At 69.3% G+C, this 15,607-nt stretch carries 14 protein-coding genes; 7 read left to right on the forward strand and 7 right to left on the reverse strand.

The features are described 5' to 3' along the window. The first annotated feature begins 111 nt into the window (after positions 1-111). From RBT54_RS07065 to RBT54_RS07075, 3 genes are read left to right on the forward strand one after another with little or no spacing between them, the layout of a single operon-like run. Positions 112-1,290 (forward strand): MFS transporter, encoded by a 1,179-nt coding sequence (locus RBT54_RS07065; RefSeq protein ID WP_320365554.1) that lies wholly within the window; start codon positions 112-114, stop codon positions 1,288-1,290. Next, entirely contained in the window at positions 1,287-1,871 is a 585-nt protein-coding gene (locus RBT54_RS07070; RefSeq protein WP_320365556.1) for an ACP phosphodiesterase, read from the forward strand. Before RBT54_RS07065 ends, RBT54_RS07070 begins: the two co-directional genes overlap by 4 nt. A 49-nt stretch (positions 1,872-1,920) precedes the next feature. Then, the gene (locus RBT54_RS07075; RefSeq protein ID WP_320365559.1) at positions 1,921-2,304 is read left to right on the forward strand and encodes a DUF423 domain-containing protein; all 384 of its coding nucleotides are present in this window, start codon (positions 1,921-1,923) and stop codon (positions 2,302-2,304) included. A 46-nt stretch (positions 2,305-2,350) separates the two neighbouring features. On the opposite strand, the gene RBT54_RS07080 is transcribed toward RBT54_RS07075, so the two are convergent. Beyond that, positions 2,351-2,599 (reverse strand): hypothetical protein, encoded by a 249-nt coding sequence (locus RBT54_RS07080; protein WP_320365561.1) that lies wholly within the window; start codon positions 2,597-2,599, stop codon positions 2,351-2,353. Between the two features lie 102 nt (positions 2,600-2,701). Continuing rightward, positions 2,702-5,929: an error-prone DNA polymerase gene (locus RBT54_RS07085; RefSeq protein ID WP_320365564.1), complete on the reverse strand. Its 3,228-nt coding sequence runs from the start codon at positions 5,927-5,929 to the stop codon at positions 2,702-2,704. Positions 5,930-6,120: 191 nt separating this feature from the next. Here RBT54_RS07085 and RBT54_RS07090 point away from each other — a divergent pair, with 191 nt between their 5' ends. From RBT54_RS07090 to gltX, 4 genes are all read left to right on the forward strand, one after another. Further along, the gene (locus tag RBT54_RS07090; RefSeq protein ID WP_320365566.1) at positions 6,121-7,092 is read left to right on the forward strand and encodes an ABC transporter substrate-binding protein; all 972 of its coding nucleotides are present in this window, start codon (positions 6,121-6,123) and stop codon (positions 7,090-7,092) included. A 100-nt stretch (positions 7,093-7,192) separates the two neighbouring features. Beyond that, complete coding sequence (locus RBT54_RS07095; RefSeq protein WP_320365568.1) at positions 7,193-8,083, forward strand: ABC transporter permease; 891 nt, start codon at positions 7,193-7,195, stop codon at positions 8,081-8,083. Between the two features lies 1 nt (position 8,084). Further along, positions 8,085-8,879 carry an ABC transporter ATP-binding protein gene (locus tag RBT54_RS07100; protein WP_320365570.1) on the forward strand — a complete coding sequence of 265 codons (795 nt, stop codon included), beginning with the start codon at positions 8,085-8,087 and terminating at the stop codon, positions 8,877-8,879. 90 nt (positions 8,880-8,969) lie between these two features. Further along, positions 8,970-10,376, forward strand: a complete 1,407-nt coding sequence (gene gltX / locus RBT54_RS07105) for a glutamate--tRNA ligase (RefSeq protein ID WP_320365572.1) — start codon at positions 8,970-8,972, stop codon at positions 10,374-10,376. A gap of 112 nt (positions 10,377-10,488) precedes the next feature. Here the strand turns inward: gltX and RBT54_RS07110 are convergent, their stop codons facing one another. The 5 genes from RBT54_RS07110 to RBT54_RS07130 all read right to left on the reverse strand — a co-directional run. Further along, positions 10,489-10,929 carry a phasin family protein gene (locus tag RBT54_RS07110; protein WP_320365574.1) on the reverse strand — a complete coding sequence of 147 codons (441 nt, stop codon included), beginning with the start codon at positions 10,927-10,929 and terminating at the stop codon, positions 10,489-10,491. A 145-nt stretch (positions 10,930-11,074) separates the two neighbouring features. Continuing rightward, positions 11,075-11,746, reverse strand: coding sequence for a response regulator transcription factor (locus RBT54_RS07115; RefSeq protein ID WP_320365575.1), 672 nt, complete (start codon positions 11,744-11,746; stop codon positions 11,075-11,077). Continuing rightward, positions 11,743-12,876, reverse strand: a complete 1,134-nt coding sequence (locus RBT54_RS07120; RefSeq protein ID WP_320365577.1) for an ATP-binding protein — start codon at positions 12,874-12,876, stop codon at positions 11,743-11,745. The genes RBT54_RS07115 and RBT54_RS07120 overlap by 4 nt, the downstream gene beginning before the upstream one ends. Then, on the reverse strand, positions 12,873-14,789 hold the full coding sequence (mnmC, locus tag RBT54_RS07125; RefSeq protein ID WP_320365579.1) for a bifunctional tRNA (5-methylaminomethyl-2-thiouridine)(34)-methyltransferase MnmD/FAD-dependent 5-carboxymethylaminomethyl-2-thiouridine(34) oxidoreductase MnmC: 1,917 nt from the start codon (positions 14,787-14,789) through the stop codon (positions 12,873-12,875). The genes RBT54_RS07120 and mnmC overlap by 4 nt, the downstream gene beginning before the upstream one ends. 69 nt (positions 14,790-14,858) lie before the next feature. After that, positions 14,859-15,607: amino acid--tRNA ligase-related protein (locus tag RBT54_RS07130; protein ID WP_320365581.1), on the reverse strand; the 749-nt coding region annotated here is incomplete at its 5' end.

Below are 15,607 nucleotides of genomic sequence, written 5' to 3' on the forward strand. Positions count from 1 at the left end.
CTGCGGATCGTTCCTCAATCGTCCTGCCCGCGATGGGGCGCACCTGCCGGGGGGGACGCAGCCCGCGTTAAGCGGTACATTTCGGCCTCGCCCCCAGGAAAGCATTTGCTTATGAAGAAGAATCTGTGGCTGCTGGCCATCGCGCAGGGCCTGTTCCTGACCAACAACGTGGTCTTCATCGCCATCAATGGCCTGGTGGGGCTGGCGCTCGCCCCGGTGGCGTGGATGGCGACGCTGCCGGTGATGGGCTACGTGGTGGGCGGCGCGCTGTCGACCGGGCTGGTGGCGCGCACGCAGCGGCGCTGGGGGCGCAGGGTTTCGTTCCAGCTCGGGCTGGCCGTGGCTTTCCTGACCGCGCTGCTGTGCGCGTTCGCGCTGTCGATCGGCAGCTTCTGGCTGCTGGTGGCGGGCACGGTGATCGCCGGTTATTACAGCGCCAACGGCCAGCTCTACCGATTCGCCGCCGCCGAACTGGCGCCGCCGTCCTTTCGCGAGAAGGCGGTGTCGCTGGTGCTGGCAGGCGGTCTGATCGGCGCGGTCATCGGCCCCAACCTGGCCAACTACACGCGCGAGGCGATGGGCGCGCCCTTCATGGGTTCGTACCTGGCGCTGGCCGTGGTGGCGCTGGTGTCGATGGCGGTGATGGCGGGCATCCAGTTCCCGCCCGAGCCGGCGAAGAAGGCCGGCGCAGGCGGTGGCCGGCCGCTTGGCGAGATCATGCGCCAGCCGGTGTTCATCGTATCGACGCTGGCCGCGGCCCTGAGCTACGGCGTGATGAATCTGCTGATGGCGGCCACCCCGCTGGCGATGGACGTGTGCGGCATGCCGTTCTCGGACGCGGCGCTGGTCCTTGAATGGCACGTGATCGGCATGTTCGCGCCCGGCTTCTTCACCGGCCACCTGATCAAGCGCTTCGGCGTGCTGCAGATCATGGGCGTGGGCGTCGCGCTCAACTTCGCCTGCATCGCGGTGGCGCTGTCGGGGCAGGACCTGCACCAGTTCCTCATTGGCCTCTTCCTGCTCGGCGTGGGCTGGAACTTCCTCTTCACCGGCGCCACCACGCTGGCGATGGAAGCCTATCGCCCGGAAGAAAAGGACAAGGCCCAGGCGGCAATCAACTTTGCGGTGTTCGCGGTGATGGCGCTGACCTCGTTCGCGTCCGGTGCGCTGGTGACGACGCAGGGCTGGACGCTGCTCAACGTGGGCTCGCTGCTGCCGGTGGTGCTCACCGCGGCGGCGCTGGTGTGGCTGGCGCTGCAGCGGCGGCGGGCGCCGGAGCAGGGCGCGTGAACTTCCTCGCCCATGCGCTGCTGGCCGGGGAATCGCCCGCGCTCGTCGTGGGCGGGGTGGTGGGCGACTGGATCAAGGGGCCGCTGCCCGCCGGCCTGCCGGAAGACCTGGCGCGCGGCGTGGCCCTGCATCGCGCGATCGATGTCTTTGCCGAGACCCACCCGGCCTTCTGCGCCAGCAGGGCACGGATGTCGGCAGGGCGCAGGCGCTACGCCGGGGTGCTGGTCGACATCTTCTACGACCACCTGCTGGCGCGTGACTGGGCGCGGTATCGCGCGGACGAGCTTGGGGGCTATTGCGCGCTCGTGTATCGGCAGATTGCCGAGCGACGCCATCATCTGCCAGCCTCGTCGCACCACGCGCTCGAGTTGATGGCGGCTGAGGACTGGCTGCAGTCCTATGGCGGGCTCGAGGACATCGCCGATGTGCTCGCGCGCATGTCGCGCCGCGCGCGCCAGCCCAATCCACTTGCGGGCGGCGAGGCGGATTTCGTTGCCGCGGCCGAGGGCTTCGAGCGTGATTTTCGCGACTGGCTGCCGGATGCGCAGCGCTTCGTGGCCGACTGGCTGGCCGCCCGATGAGCGGTATCAACCTGCTGCGCTCAGCGCACGAACACGGGATTGAATGCTTATGAACAGAGGATGGCTTTTGATCGGCGCGTTGTCCGCCGCGATTGCGGTGGGACTGGGGGCCTTCGGCGCACACGGCCTGCGCGGCGTGCTGACGCCGGAGATGCTGGCGGTGTTCGAGACCGGGGTGCGCTATCAGATGTATCACGCGCTGGCGCTGGTCGCGCTCGGGCTGGCGGGCAGTGCCCGGGTGGGGCGGCTGGCGAATGTGGCGGGCGGGTTGTTCGTCGTGGGTTCGGTGTGTTTTTCCGGCAGCCTGTACCTGCTCACACTCGCGGGCACCAAGGGCATCGGCCTGGTGACGCCGCTCGGTGGGCTGCTGCTGCTGGTGGGCTGGCTGGTGCTGGCGGTCGCGGCGCTGAAGGCTGCGCCGGGCAGGGGCTGAAGGCTCAGGGGCTGAGGGCGGGCCCCGAACTGCCCTCTGCCGCACGTCAGGTCAGGTGCACCTTGCGTGCGGCGAAGGCCTCGGCGAGCGTGGTGAATTCCCGGCTGCGATCGGCGCTGAGGCGGAAGAAAACCCGGTTGTCCTGCACGCGGCCGCAGTAGCTGCGGATGATCACGCGCTCGATGCCGGGAATGCCTGGGTTCGATTCGACGGTCTTGATCGCGCCGGTGCCAGTGTCGTACACACCGGGCCGCTCCCTGAGGCCGAAGGGGTCGTCGATGCAGCGATCGTTCATGGGCGCTTACTCCTCGAACAGGTGATGCACGCCGCAAAGATAGCACCGACCGGCGTGTGGCGTTGAGTGGCACTGTCCGGCGATGTTGTTCAGTGACGCAGCTCAGTGAAAATCCCGGCTGCGTGCCGCCAGGCTGCCGAGCAGTGGCGAGTGATCCACCACCCGGTTCGCCACCAGATGCACGACGCGGCCCTGGCGGCTGATCTGGCCGAACACGCCCATCAGCCGCGCGCCGAGCAGGATGCGGCGCTGCAGCTCGAAGAGTTCGGGACGGACGATGACGTTGGTGAGTCCGGTTTCATCCTCCAGCGTGACGAACAGCGTGCCCTTGGCGGTGCCGGGGCGCTGGCGGCAGGTGACCAGGCCGGCGCCGCGGGCGAGCATGCGGTCGGGGGCGACGGCGATGTCGGCGGCGGTGAGAAAGCGCAGGCGGGTGAGCTCGTCGCGCACGAAGGACAGCGGATGGCGGCCGAGGGTGAAGCCGAGGCGGGCGTAGTCGGCGAGCAGGTCTTCGGCCTCGGCCGGCGCAGCGAGCAGGGCGGCGACGTCGCCGCCAGGGGCGTCGGCGAGCAGGCCGGGCAGGGGCGCGGCGCCGCTCGCCTGCCACAAGGCCTGGCGGCGATGGCCGGCGAGTGTGGCGAGCGCGCCGCCGGCGGCGAGCGTGCGCAGGTCGCCGGCATCGAGCCGGGCGCGCGCGGCGAGGTCTTGTACGTCGGTGAAGGCGCGTGCGCTGCGGGCGGCGGCGATGCGCGCGGCAGCGTCATGGGCCAGGCCGCGGATCATGCGCAGGCCGAGGCGGACCGCGGGGGCGATGGCGGATTCGGTGACAGATTCGGTGGCGGGCTCGAGTGTGCAATCCCATTCGCTCACGGTCACATCCGCCGCCCGCACCTCCACCCCATGCCGGCGTGCGTCCTGGATCAGTTGCGAGGGCGCATAGAAGCCCATCGGCTGGCTGTTGAGCAGCGCGGCGAGGAAGGCCGCGGGCTCGAAGCACTTCAACCAGGCCGAGGCATATACCAGCAGCGCGAAGCTGGCGGCGTGGGACTCGGGGAAGCCGTAGCTGCCGAAGCCCTCGATCTGCTGGCACAGGCGCTGGGCGAAGTCGGGGTCGTAGCCGTTGTCTGCCAGCCCGTCGAGCAGCTTCTGGCGGTAGCGCTCGAGTTCGCCCTTGCGCCGCCAGGCGCCCATCGCGCGCCGCAACTGATCGGCCTCGCCGCCGCTGAAGTCGGCCGCGACCACCGCGAGCTGCATCACCTGCTCCTGGAAGATCGGCACCCCGAGCGTGCGCGCAAGCACGCCGCGGATCTCTTCGCGCAGCCCCTCCATCGGCTCCTCGCCGCGCGCCACGCGCTCGCGCGCCTGCAGGTAGGGATGGACCATGCCGCCCTGGATCGGGCCGGGGCGCACGATCGCGACCTCCACCACGAGGTCGTAGAAGCGGCGCGGCTTGAGCCGCGGCAGCATGGTCATCTGCGCGCGCGATTCAACCTGGAACACGCCCACCGAGTCGGCGCGGGTCAGCATTTCGTACACTTCGGGCCGTTCGCGCGGGATGGTCGCCAGCGTCAGCGGCCGGCCGCGCCAGGCCGACACCAGCGCCAGGCCGCGGCGCAGCGCCGACAGCATGCCGAGCGCGAGCACGTCGATCTTCATCAGCCCGACCGCGTCGAGGTCGTCCTTGTCCCACTGGATCACGGTGCGATCGGCCATGGCGGCGTTTTCCACCGGCACCAGCTCGTCGAGCCGGCCGCGGGCGATGACGAAGCCGCCGACGTGCTGCGACAGGTGGCGCGGAAAGCCGATGAGTTCTTCGGTGAGTGCGACCAGCCTTTGCGTGACCGGACTGGCCGGGTCGAGCCCGGCCTCCGCCAGGCGTTCGGGCAGGATGTGGCGGCCGTCGAACCAGTGGTGCTCGCGCGTCAGGCGTTCGATCAGTGCCTCGTCCAGGCCGAGCGCGCGGCCGACGTCGCGCAGCGCGCTGCGCGAACGGTAGCTGATCACGGTGGCGGCGAGCGCGGCGCGCTCGCGGCCGTACTTGCGGTAGATGTACTGGATGACCTCCTCGCGGCGGTCGTGCTCGAAATCGACGTCGATGTCGGGCGGTTCGTTGCGCTCGCGCGAGATGAAGCGCTCGACCAGCATGATGCCGAGCTGCGGGTCGACCTCGGTGATGCCGAGCGCCCAGCACACCACCGAATTCGCCGCCGAGCCGCGGCCCTGGCACAGGATGCCGGCCGCGCGGGCGAAGCGGACGATGTCGTGCACGGTGAGGAAGTAGGGCTCGTAGCCGAGCTCTGCGATCAGCGCGAGCTCGTGCTCTATCTGCGCGCGCACCGGGGGCGGGGCGGGGTCGTCGGTGGGCGAGGGTGGTGCGGCACTCGTGGCAGGCGACATGAGGCAGACAGCAGAAGCTGTGGTGTCGTCGAGCTTTCGGTAGCGCCAGGCCAGCCCGCCCTCGAGCAGGCGGCGCAGCCAGCTCGTAGGCGTCTCGCCTGCAGGGACGAGCTCGGCAGGGTATTCGTAGCGCAGCTCGTCCAGGCTGAATGTGCAGCGCTCGGCTACCGCCAGGGTTTCGGCGAGCAGGGCAGGCGGATAGCGGCGGGCGAGCGCCTCGCGATCGTGCAGGCGCTGCTCGGCGTTGGCGGCTAGCGCCAGCCCGGCCTCTGCCACGCTGCAATGCAGGCGCAGCGCGGTCATCACGTCGGCGAGCGGGCGGCGCTCGGGGGCGTGCATCAGCGCGCCACTGGCGGCCAGCGCCGGGATGCCGGCGCTGCGCGCGATGCGGCGCAGCAGCGTGATGCGCGCCCGGTCGCGGCCGTCGAGTCGCACCGTCACCGTCATCCACGCACGACCGGGAAAGCGCCCGGCAAGCCACTCGGCGTCTGCCAGCATGCTGGCGCAGGCGGTCTCGGTGCCGGCGCGGGGCGGGAATGCGGGTGGCGGTACGAGCAACGCGAGACACCCGGGCAGGCTGTCGATCATGTCGCGCGTCAGCAGGTATTCCCCCTTGCCGGCAGCGCGTCGGGCCACGGTGATGAGGCGCGACAACTGGCCGTAGCCGGTACGATCGGTCGCGAGGAGCACGAGGCGCGGGCCGTCGGCGAGCTGCAGTTCGCTGCCGATGATCAGCCTGGGCCGGTCGGCTGCGGGCAGGCCCTGCAGCGCGCGGTGGGCGCGCACGATGCCGGCGAAGGAGCATTCGTCGGTGAGCGCGATGGCGGCGTAGCCGAATGCCGCTGCCTGCGTGACGAGCTCTTCGGGGTGCGAGGCGCCACGCTGGAAGCTGAAGTTGCTGAGGCAGTGGAGTTCGGCATACGGGGGTTTCATTGTGTGGACTGTAAAAAAATACAGTCATTGCGGCAAGGGGCACGCCCAGGGTGCGCAGCTCCGGGTCCACCGCAGTCGCGTAACCCGGGCGCGCTGTTAAACTCTCGTTCTTCAAAATTTTTCGAACGTCGCGCTCGACGATCGCGCACGTCCACCACTGTCCGGCCACCACGGCCGCAAAGGAGCCCTCGATGTCCTCCACCATGTCCCGCAAGGTGCTGTTCGGCGCGCTGGCGCTGGCTTTCGCGATGGCCAGCCCGGTCCATGCGCAGCAGAAATCCGTTGCCATCACCGCAATCGTCGAACACCCGGCGCTCGACGCGGTGCGTGACGGCGTCAAGGAAGCGCTGACTGCAGCGGGCTACGAGGAAGGCACGAACCTCAAGTGGCAGTACCAGAGCGCCCAGGGCAACACCGGCACCGCAGCGCAGATCGCGCGCAAGTTCATCGGCGACAAGTCGGACGTGATCGTCGCCATCGCCACCCCCTCGGCGCAGGCCGTGGCGGCGGCGACCAAGGACATCCCGCTGGTGTATTCGGCGGTGACCGATCCGGTGGCGGCCAAGCTGGTGCCCTCGATGGCTGCCTCTGGGACGAACATCACCGGCGTGTCCGATGCGCTCGAACTCGACAAGCAGATCGAGCTGATCAAGCGCGTCGCCCCCAACGCCAAGCGCGTGGGCATGGTGTTCAACCCGGGCGAGGCCAACTCGGTGGTGGTGCTCGAGCAACTGCGCGAGATGCTGCCCAAGCATGGCATGAGCCTGGTCGATGCGGCCGCGCCGCGTTCGGTGGACGTCGGTTCGGCTGCGCGCAGCCTGATCGGCAAGGCCGACGTGTTCTACACCAGCACCGACAACAACGTGGTGTCGGCCTACGAGGCCCTGGTCAAGGTCGGCATGGACGCCAAGATTCCGCTGGTGGCGGCCGACACCGACAGCGTGGCGCGTGGCGCGGTTGCCGCCTACGGCATGGACTACAAGGCGATCGGCGTGCAGACCGGGCAGATGGTGGTGCGTATCCTCAAGGGCGAGAAGCCGGGCGACATCGCCTCCGAGACCAGCAAGAAGCTCGAGCTGCACGTTAATCCGGGCGCGGCCCAGAAGCAGGGCATCACGCTGTCCGACGAACTCGTCAAGGACGCGGCCAAGGTCGTCCAGTAACAACGGGCCGGCTCGGGCCAGCATCCGGCTGGCCCGAGCCGGCCGCGGCGGGCGCTCCATGGCGAGCGCCCGCGTCGTCTCCTCTCCAACGGTATTTTCCATGTCCCTCTACACCCTGCTCGGGGCGCGCGAGATCGGTCTGATCTTCAGTCTCGTCGCCCTCGGCGTGTACATCTCCATCCGCCAGCTGCGTTTTCCCGACCTCACCGTCGATGGCAGCTTCCCGCTCGGCGGCGCGGTCGCCGCGACCATGATCGCGGCCGGCTACGATCCCTTCACCGCGACCATCGTGGCGACCATCGCCGGCGCGGTGGCGGGCCTGATCACCGGCTGGCTCAACGTCAGCCTCAAGATCATGGACCTGCTCGCGAGCATCCTGATGATGATCGCGCTGTACTCGATCAACCTGCGCATCATGGGCAAGCCCAACGTGCCCTTGATCACCGAACCCACGGTCTTCAACCTGCTGCAGCCCGAGTCGATGGCTGATTACGTGTTCCGCCCGCTGTTGCTGGTGTTCGTGGTGCTGGCGGTGAAGCTGCTGCTCGATGGTTTCTTCGCCACCCAGAGCGGCCTGGCGATCCGTGCGACCGGCTCGAACGCGCGCATGGCGCGCGCGCAGGGCGTCAATACCGGCCTGGCGGTGCTCGCCGGCATGGCGCTGTCGAACGCGCTGGTCGGCCTGGCGGGCGCGCTGTTCGCGCAGACCCAGGGCGGGGCGGATATTTCCATGGGCGTGGGCACCATCGTCATCGGCCTCGCGGCGGTGATCGTCGGCGAGAGCCTGCTGCCTTCGCGCAAGCTCTACCTGGCGACGATCGCGGTGATCGTGGGCGCCATCGTCTATCGCTTCTTCATCGCGCTCGCGCTCAATTCCGACTTCATCGGCCTGCAGGCGCAGGACCTGAACCTGGTCACCGCGCTGCTGGTGACGGTCGCGCTGGTGGTGCCGAGGCTGCGCGCGCACTGGTCTGGAAAGAGGGGGAACTGAGATGTTGAAAGCAACCGACCTGCGTCTCACCTTCAACCCCGGCACGCCGATCGAGACCCAGGCCCTGCGCGGCATGTCGCTCGAGATCCCGACCGGGCAGTTCGTCACCGTGATCGGCTCCAACGGCGCCGGCAAGTCGACCTTCCTCAATGCCGTTTCCGGCGAGCAGAAGGTCGACGGCGGCACCATCGAGATCGACGGCATCGACATGACCCGTCAGCCGGTGTGGGGCAGGGCGCGCCATGTCGCGCGCGTGTTCCAGGACCCGCTTGCCGGCACCTGCGAGGATCTGACCATCGAGGAGAACATGGCGCTCGCCAAGATGCGGGGCGAGCGCCGCGGCTTGTCGTTCGCGGTCAAGCCGGCGCTGCGCGAGGAGTTCCGCGCCCAGCTCGCCACGCTCGGCCTCGGGCTGGAGAATCGTCTTTCGGATCGCATCGGCCTGCTCTCGGGCGGCCAGCGCCAGGCGGTGAGCCTCTTGATGGCGGCGCTGCAGCCTTCGCGCCTGCTGCTGCTCGACGAACACACCGCCGCGCTCGATCCGCGCACCGCGGCCTTCGTGCTGGAACTCACCGTGCGCATCGTCGCCGAGCACAAGCTCACCACGATGATGGTCACCCACTCGATGCGCCAGGCGCTCGACGTCGGCCAGCGCACCGTGATGCTGCACCAGGGCCGTGTCGTGCTGGATGTGCACGGTACCGAGCGCGAAGGACTCGATGTGCATCACCTGCTCGACATGTTCGAGAAGGTGCGCGGCGAGGAAATCGACGACGACGCGCTCTTGTTGGGCTGAGTCCAAGGGTTGAGTTTTTCTCCGTGCACTGGCCGCCCGAACGACTCGCCTGATCACCCGAATTCAAACGAAACACAACCGAACGCAAAGATGACTTCCGCTTCCCGTCCCGTCCGCACCCGCTTTGCCCCCAGTCCCACCGGCTACCTGCACATCGGCGGTGCGCGCACCGCGCTGTTCTCCTGGGCCTTCGCCCGTCGCCACGCTGGCAGCTTCATCCTGCGCATCGAGGACACCGATGTCGCACGCTCCACCCCCGAGGCGGTGCAGGCCATCCTCGACGGCATGCAGTGGCTTGGGCTGGAACACGACGAAGGTCCGTTCTACCAGATGCAGCGCATGGATCGGTACAAGGAGGTCATCGGCCAGATGCTGGCCGCCGGCACCGCCTACCATTGCTACATGTCGTCCGAAGAGCTCGACCGCATCCGCGAGGAGCAGCGCGCGCGTGGCGAGAAGCCGCGCTACGACGGGCGCTGGCGCCCCGAGGCGGGCAAGACCCTGCCGCCGCCGCCCGAGGGCGTGCAGCCGGTGGTGCGCTTTTGCAACCCGACCGAAGGCGTGGTGGCCTGGGACGATCTGGTCAAGGGTCGCATCGAGATCGCCAACGCCGAGATGGACGACTTCATCATCGCGCGCGCCGACGGCACGCCGACCTACAACTTCTGCGTGGTGGTGGACGACTGGGACATGGGTATCACCCACGTCATCCGCGGCGACGACCATGTGAACAATACTCCGCGCCAGATCAACGTGCTGCAGGCGCTCGGCGCCGAGGTGCCGTTGTACGCACACCTGTCGATGATCCTCGGCGACGACGGCACCAAGCTCTCCAAGCGCCACGGCGCGGTCAGCGTGATGCAGTACGACGAGGATGGCTACCTGCCCGAGGCGGTCATCAACTACCTCGCGCGCCTGGGCTGGAGCCACGGCGACGATGAAGTTTTCAGCCGTGAGCAGTTCGTCGAATGGTTCGACCTCGACCACATCACGCCGTCTGCCGCGCAGTTCAACACCGAGAAGCTCAACTGGCTCAACGCGCAGTACATCAAGAAGGCGGACGATTCATTCCTGGCCGCCGAAGTCGCCAACCGCCTCGCCCGGCGCGAGGTGAATCCCGAAACCGGCGTGACGCTGGAGGCGGTGGTGGCGCTGTACAAGGACCGCGCCACCAACCTCAACGAACTGACCGATTCGGCCGAGCTCTTCGTGGCCGACGTGCATCCGGCGCCGGAGGTGATCGGCCAGCACCTGACCGACGCGGCGAGGGCCGCGCTCGCCAGCCTGCGTGCGCGCCTGGCCGCTGCCGAGTGGAACAAGGCGACGCTCAGCCAGGCGATCAAGGACACCATGGCCGAGCACGGCCTGAAGATGCCGCAGGTGGCGATTCCGCTGCGGGTGGTGGTGCTCGGCGTGCCGCAGACGCCGGCGATCGATGCGGTGCTCGAGGTGCTCGGGCGCGAGCGCGTGCTCGCACGGCTCGACCGCCACATCTGATCGGGTGCGGCGGGCGGGTCAGGCCGGTTAACGGCTTGCCCGCTGGCCACCCCATAAAACGAAAGCCCCGGCGCAAACCGGGGCTTTCGTGCCTTCAGGCGCTGGCCGGAGTTCAGGCGGCCTTGCGCATGCTGCGGTTGCGCGACTCCGTCTCTGTGGCGGTGTCGAGCGGGTTCGCCGGATTCAGCGTGCGGGCTTGCTGCAGCAGCGAGCTCACCGACGCCTGCAGTTGCTCGAACTGACGGTTGCCCAGTTCCACCAGCTCGCTCTGCGTATCGACACACACCTCATTAACGCGGCGCAGGTAGTCGCCCAGTTGCTCCAGGCTGCGGCCGTGCGCGGCGGCCTGCTTCGCCAGGGTCTCCTGAACGTCCGTGCCGACCAGTGGTGCCGGGCTGGCAGAAAGGGACTCGCACAGCGAGCGCGCAGCGCCGAAGTTGATGGCGAGCAGCTTCTCGGAGGCGTCGAGCGTGATCTGGGCCCAGGCCTGGAATTGTTCGGCGTTGCGGTGCGCCGTTTCGGCGAGCTTCTTGAAGGTGGGTTGATTCGTCATGGCAAAGTCTCCGAAATGATGCCGTGGGAATGTCTGGCGTCCCGGATATTAAGTCATTGCCCAACCCGGGCACATACCCCGTTCGGTGTGTTTCGCCTACCGGGAAACCGGTAGAGCGCGTGCGTCCGGGCCCGCCTCGCGCGGCTCAGTTCGGGAGCCCTCCATCGAGCGCCTGGCGGGTCGGGCTGATGCCCTGGGTGATCGCATAGCGGGCGAGCTCGGCGACGTTGTGCAGGTCGAGCTTGCGCATCAGGTTGCGACGGTGCACATCCACGGTCGACGCGGCGATGTGCAGGCGATCGCCGATCTGCATCGAGGTCAGGCCTTCGGCGATGAGCTGCAGCACCTGGCGCTCGCGCTCGGTCAGGCGCGGTGCGGCGGCGTAGAGGCTGCCGCGGTCTAGCAGCGCGCTCGCCACCGTGGCGGCGACGTCGGGGCACAGGTAGGTGCGCCCCTCGCGCACGGTGTGGATGGCGCGCAACAGTTCGTCGCCGGCCTCGGCCTTGGTGATGTATCCGCGCGCGCCGGCCTCGAGCAGGTCGATGACGAACTGGCGATCGGCAAAGGCCGACAGCCCGATCACGCCGATGTGCGGATGCGCAGCGAGCAGGCGGCGGGTGGCGTCGATGCCGTTCATGCCGGGCATGGCGATGTCCATGCACACCAGGTCGACCGGCTGTGCGGCGGCGATCGCCAGCACCTCGTCGCCGCTGGCGGCCTCGGCGACCACCTTGAACGCAGGCTCGCGTGCGAGCAATGCACGCAGCGCGTGGCGGAACATCTGGTGGTCGTCGGCAAGCACGATGCGCAGGCTCATCGCGGCGGCTCCTGGGGCTCGGAAGGACTGGGCAGGCAGGGCAGGTCGACCGTGATCTCGGTGCCTTCGCCCGGTCGGGTGTGCAGGCAGAAGCGGCCGCCGGCGAGCTCGACCCGCTCGCGCATGGTGATCAGCCCCAGCCCGGGCGTGCTGCCGGCCTCGCCGAGCCGCGACAGATCGAAGCCCACGCCATCATCGGCCACGGTCAGGCGGATGTGGTGCGCGTCGCGCTCGAGGTGGATGCGCACGCCGCCCGCCTGGGCGTGCTTGGCACAATTGGTGAGCGCCTCCTGCACCAGCCGGAAGCACAGCGCGGTCGATGCCGGCGTGAGCGCGCAGGTGTCGGCGTCGGAAGCGATGTCGATCGCCGCGTCGAGTCCGGTGCGCTGGCGGAACTGGGTGACGTACTCGTTGAGCGCCGGCGCCAGGCCGCCGTAGTCGAGCGTGGCCGGGCGCAGGTTGGTGCAGATCTCGCGGATGCCGGCGGTGGTGTCGGCCAGCAGCGCACCCGCGTCGTCGAGCATCGGCTCGACCTCGGCACGGACGGCGGGCGGCAGGGCCTGGAACAGGTTGGCGAACAGGATGCGCAGCGCGGCCAGGTTGGGGCTGGCGCGGTCGTGCAGTGTGCTCGCCAGCTCGCGGCGTTCGCGCTCCTCGATGGCGACCAGATGGCGCGACAGGGTCTCGAGCCGGGCCAGATGCTCGATGCGCTCGGCCTCCATCTGCTTGCGTTCGGTGATGTCCTGAACGGTGCCGTAGAGCTTGTACACCTGGCCCTGGCCGTCGCTCACCGGCACGATCACGGTGACGTGGTGGCGCACCTGGCCCGAAGGCAGGGTCACCTCCTGCTCGAGCGCGCAGCGCCTGCCGGTGTCGATCGCCTGCCAGAAGGCGTCGCGTGTGCGCTCGAGCGAGGTGGGGTTGTAGTACGCGAGCGCTTCGTTGATGTCGGGCACGCCCAGCGCCTCGGGGCGATCGAAGAGGCGGAACAACTGGCGCGACCAGCGCATCCGGCCGCTGTGGCGGTCGAGCTCCCAGTCGCCGACGCGGGCGAGGTCCTGCGTGGCCTCCAGGCGAAAGGCCGTGCTGTCGAGCGCGGCGCGCAGCAGTCCCGTCCTGCGCCGCTTCATTCGTCGATGCGTCCGGTGATCGGCGGGCGAAGGATGAAGCGTGCCGGATCGATGGCCTCGCACAGGTCGCGGGTCAGTGGCAGCGGATCCTGCTCGAGCTGGCTGGCCAGCAGTTCGGCGGCCAGCCCCGACCACACCAGGCCGCGCGCGCCGTAGCCGGACAGCACGTACAGGCCGGGCTGGCGTACGACCGCGGTCAGGTCGGGCTTGATCGGCGGCACGCTGGCGTCGGCTGCGGCGCCGATCATCGGCAGGCGGTCGGGCGAGGCCGGTCGAAAGCCGACGCGCCCGGCGAGCGTTGCGGTGCTGAGAGCACTCGCAAAGCCGGGCAGCATGGCGTCGAGTTTCTGCAGGTTCTCGGCATGGTCGGCGACACGCAGCGCGGTTTCGTCGTCATCGACCGCGAAGGTGGCGCCGGCGCAGCGCACGCCGTCGACCTCGGGGCTGACGTAGCCACCGCGGCACACCACCACCTTCGGCGCCGTGCCGGGCAGGGCCGGCAGATGCGAAACCTGGCCACGTGCGCTGACGACCGGCAGGCCGCCCGCCGCGTCGAAGCGACGCACGTCCACGCCGGCGGCGAGGATGACGACCGGCGCGGCGGCGATCGTGCTGCCGTCGGCGGCGATCGCCAGCCAGCCGTTGGCCTCGCGCTGCAGCCCGGCTACGTGGCGTCCGAATTGCGCGCGCACGCGCTCGCCGGCGGCGGCCAGGCTCGCGGCGCACAGGCTCGGCGGCTGCACCCAGCCGCTCCCGGCGAACCACCAGCCGCCAGCGGCCACCGCACAGCCGGCGATCTGCGCGGCCTGGGTACCATCCACCCAGGCAAGGTGTTCGGGCGGCAGCGCGAGGCGCTCCACCACCGCGCGCATCTTCGCTTCCTGAGCGCTATCGCGGGCGAGGTGCAGTACGCCGCACGCGTCCGCTCGGACGGCAAAGCCGCGCGCAGCCAGGCGTGCGATGTTGCCCCAGCCGTACAGGCTGCCGGCCCGCGTGAGCCGGCTCATGCGGTTGTCGTCCAGGCTGGGCAGGGGCCGTAATACGCCGGCGAGATTGCCCGATGCACCTTGCCCGGGCGCCGCGGCGGCGTCGATCAGATCGATGGTCCAGCCACGCTCGGCCAGGCGCTCGACCAGCGTGCATCCGGCGATGCCGGCGCCGATCACCAGCGCGTGGCGGTCGGTCGACCCGGCCGGTGGCGCCTCCTCGGGCATGGCGCGTGCGAGGTGGCCGCGCAGCATCTGCCATTTGCCGCCGAAACCGCGGACCTTCTCGCTCTCGAAGCCCGCACGTCGTAGCCCCTCGCGCACGCTGCCGGCAACCGACCAGGTCGCCAGCGTCGCGCCCGGTGCCGCCAGGCGGGCAAGCAGGTGAAAGATGCGCGCCGACCACAGGTCCGGGTTCTTCGCCGGCGCGAAGCCGTCGAGGTAGAAGGCGTCGGCGCGCGCCACCACCTGCGCCAGCCCATCGGCGGCGTCGCCGAGGAAGAGCGTCAGCGTGACGCGGCCGCCGTCGAGATTGAGCCGGTGCAGACCGGGGGCGAGCACCGGCCACTGCGCCTGCAGTTCGGCGGCCTGGGCGGCGAAGGCCGGCCAGCGTGCATGGATGAGGGCGAGATCCTCGCGCCGGAAGGGTTGGCGCTCGCACGACACGAAGTGCAGGCGGGCGCAGCGCAGCGCGTCGTCGCGCCATGCCGCCCAGGTGGCGAGGAAGTTGAGCCCGGCACCGAAGCCGGTTTCGACGATGGTGAAGCGTTCGCGCCGCTGCCAGCGCTCGGGCAAGCCATTGCCGGCGACAAAGACATGCCGGGCCTGGCCGAGCGCGTCCTCGGGCGAGTGATAGACATCGTCGAACGCGCTCGAATACAGCACGCCGTCCGGCGTGCGCTCGAGGCGGGTGGGGATGATCGGCATCAGGCGGGCCGCGGGCGAATCATCCGCCGTCGCGCAGCGCCGGGATGCGCCGCGCGGCGGCCGGGGTGATCAGAGTTCGCGCTCCTGCAGCGCGGCACTGGCCGAGTACTCGGGGCGCATCTGCGGGAACAGGATCACGTCGCGGATCGCCGGCGCATCGGTGAGCAGCATCACCAGGCGGTCGATGCCGATACCGCAGCCGCCGGTCGGCGGCAGGCCGTACTCGAGCGCGCGGATGTAGTCGGCGTCGTAGTACATGGCCTCCTCGTCGCCGGCTTCCTTGGCTTCGACCTGGGCGCGGAAGCGCGCGGCCTGGTCCTCGGGGTCGTTGAGCTCGGAGAAGCCGTTGGCGATCTCGCGGCCGACGATGAAGAGCTCGAAGCGCTCGGTGATCTCGGGGTTGGTGTCCGAGGCGCGTGCCAGCGGCGACACTTCGACCGGGTAATCGATGATGAAGGTCGGCTCCCACAGCTCGGCTTCGGCGCAGGCCTCGAAGAGCTGCAGTTGCAGGCTGCCCAGGCCACCCGGCTTCACCTTCTCGCCGAAGGCGACGATCTTTTCCTTCAGCCAGCCGGCGTCGGCGAGCTGCTCCTCGGTGAAGCCCGGGTGGTATTTGCGGATCGCCTGCACGATGGTGAGGCGGTGGAAGGGCCTGGACAGGTCGAGCTCGCGACCCTGGTACACGAAGGTCTCGGTGCCCAGCGCCTCGCGCGCGGCGTGGCGGATCAGGCCCTCGGTGAAGTCCATCAGCGTGCGGTAGTTCGCGTACGCCTCGTAGAACTCCATCATCGTGAATTCGGGGTTGTGGCGCGGGCTGA

The sequence above is a fragment of the Thauera sp. genome (assembly GCF_034003485.1).
Classification (GTDB): domain Bacteria; phylum Pseudomonadota; class Gammaproteobacteria; order Burkholderiales; family Rhodocyclaceae; genus Thauera.

What these genes read in the sequence shown, in the direction of transcription:
- RBT54_RS07065 (WP_320365554.1), top strand. Translation starts at nt 112, where the DNA reads ATGAAGAAGAATCTGTGGCTGCTGGCCATCGCGCAGGGCCTGTTCCTG.
- RBT54_RS07075 (WP_320365559.1), top strand. Translation starts at nt 1,921, where the DNA reads ATGAACAGAGGATGGCTTTTGATCGGCGCGTTGTCCGCCGCGATTGCG.
- RBT54_RS07080 (WP_320365561.1), bottom strand. Translation starts at nt 2,599, where the DNA reads ATGAACGATCGCTGCATCGACGACCCCTTCGGCCTCAGGGAGCGGCCC.
- RBT54_RS07085 (WP_320365564.1), bottom strand. Translation starts at nt 5,929, where the DNA reads ATGAAACCCCCGTATGCCGAACTCCACTGCCTCAGCAACTTCAGCTTC.
- RBT54_RS07090 (WP_320365566.1), top strand. Translation starts at nt 6,121, where the DNA reads ATGTCCTCCACCATGTCCCGCAAGGTGCTGTTCGGCGCGCTGGCGCTG.
- RBT54_RS07095 (WP_320365568.1), top strand. Translation starts at nt 7,193, where the DNA reads ATGTCCCTCTACACCCTGCTCGGGGCGCGCGAGATCGGTCTGATCTTC.
- RBT54_RS07100 (WP_320365570.1), top strand. Translation starts at nt 8,085, where the DNA reads ATGTTGAAAGCAACCGACCTGCGTCTCACCTTCAACCCCGGCACGCCG.
- gltX (WP_320365572.1), top strand. Translation starts at nt 8,970, where the DNA reads ATGACTTCCGCTTCCCGTCCCGTCCGCACCCGCTTTGCCCCCAGTCCC.
- RBT54_RS07110 (WP_320365574.1), bottom strand. Translation starts at nt 10,929, where the DNA reads ATGACGAATCAACCCACCTTCAAGAAGCTCGCCGAAACGGCGCACCGC.
- RBT54_RS07115 (WP_320365575.1), bottom strand. Translation starts at nt 11,746, where the DNA reads ATGAGCCTGCGCATCGTGCTTGCCGACGACCACCAGATGTTCCGCCAC.
- RBT54_RS07120 (WP_320365577.1), bottom strand. Translation starts at nt 12,876, where the DNA reads ATGAAGCGGCGCAGGACGGGACTGCTGCGCGCCGCGCTCGACAGCACG.
- mnmC (WP_320365579.1), bottom strand. Translation starts at nt 14,789, where the DNA reads ATGCCGATCATCCCCACCCGCCTCGAGCGCACGCCGGACGGCGTGCTG.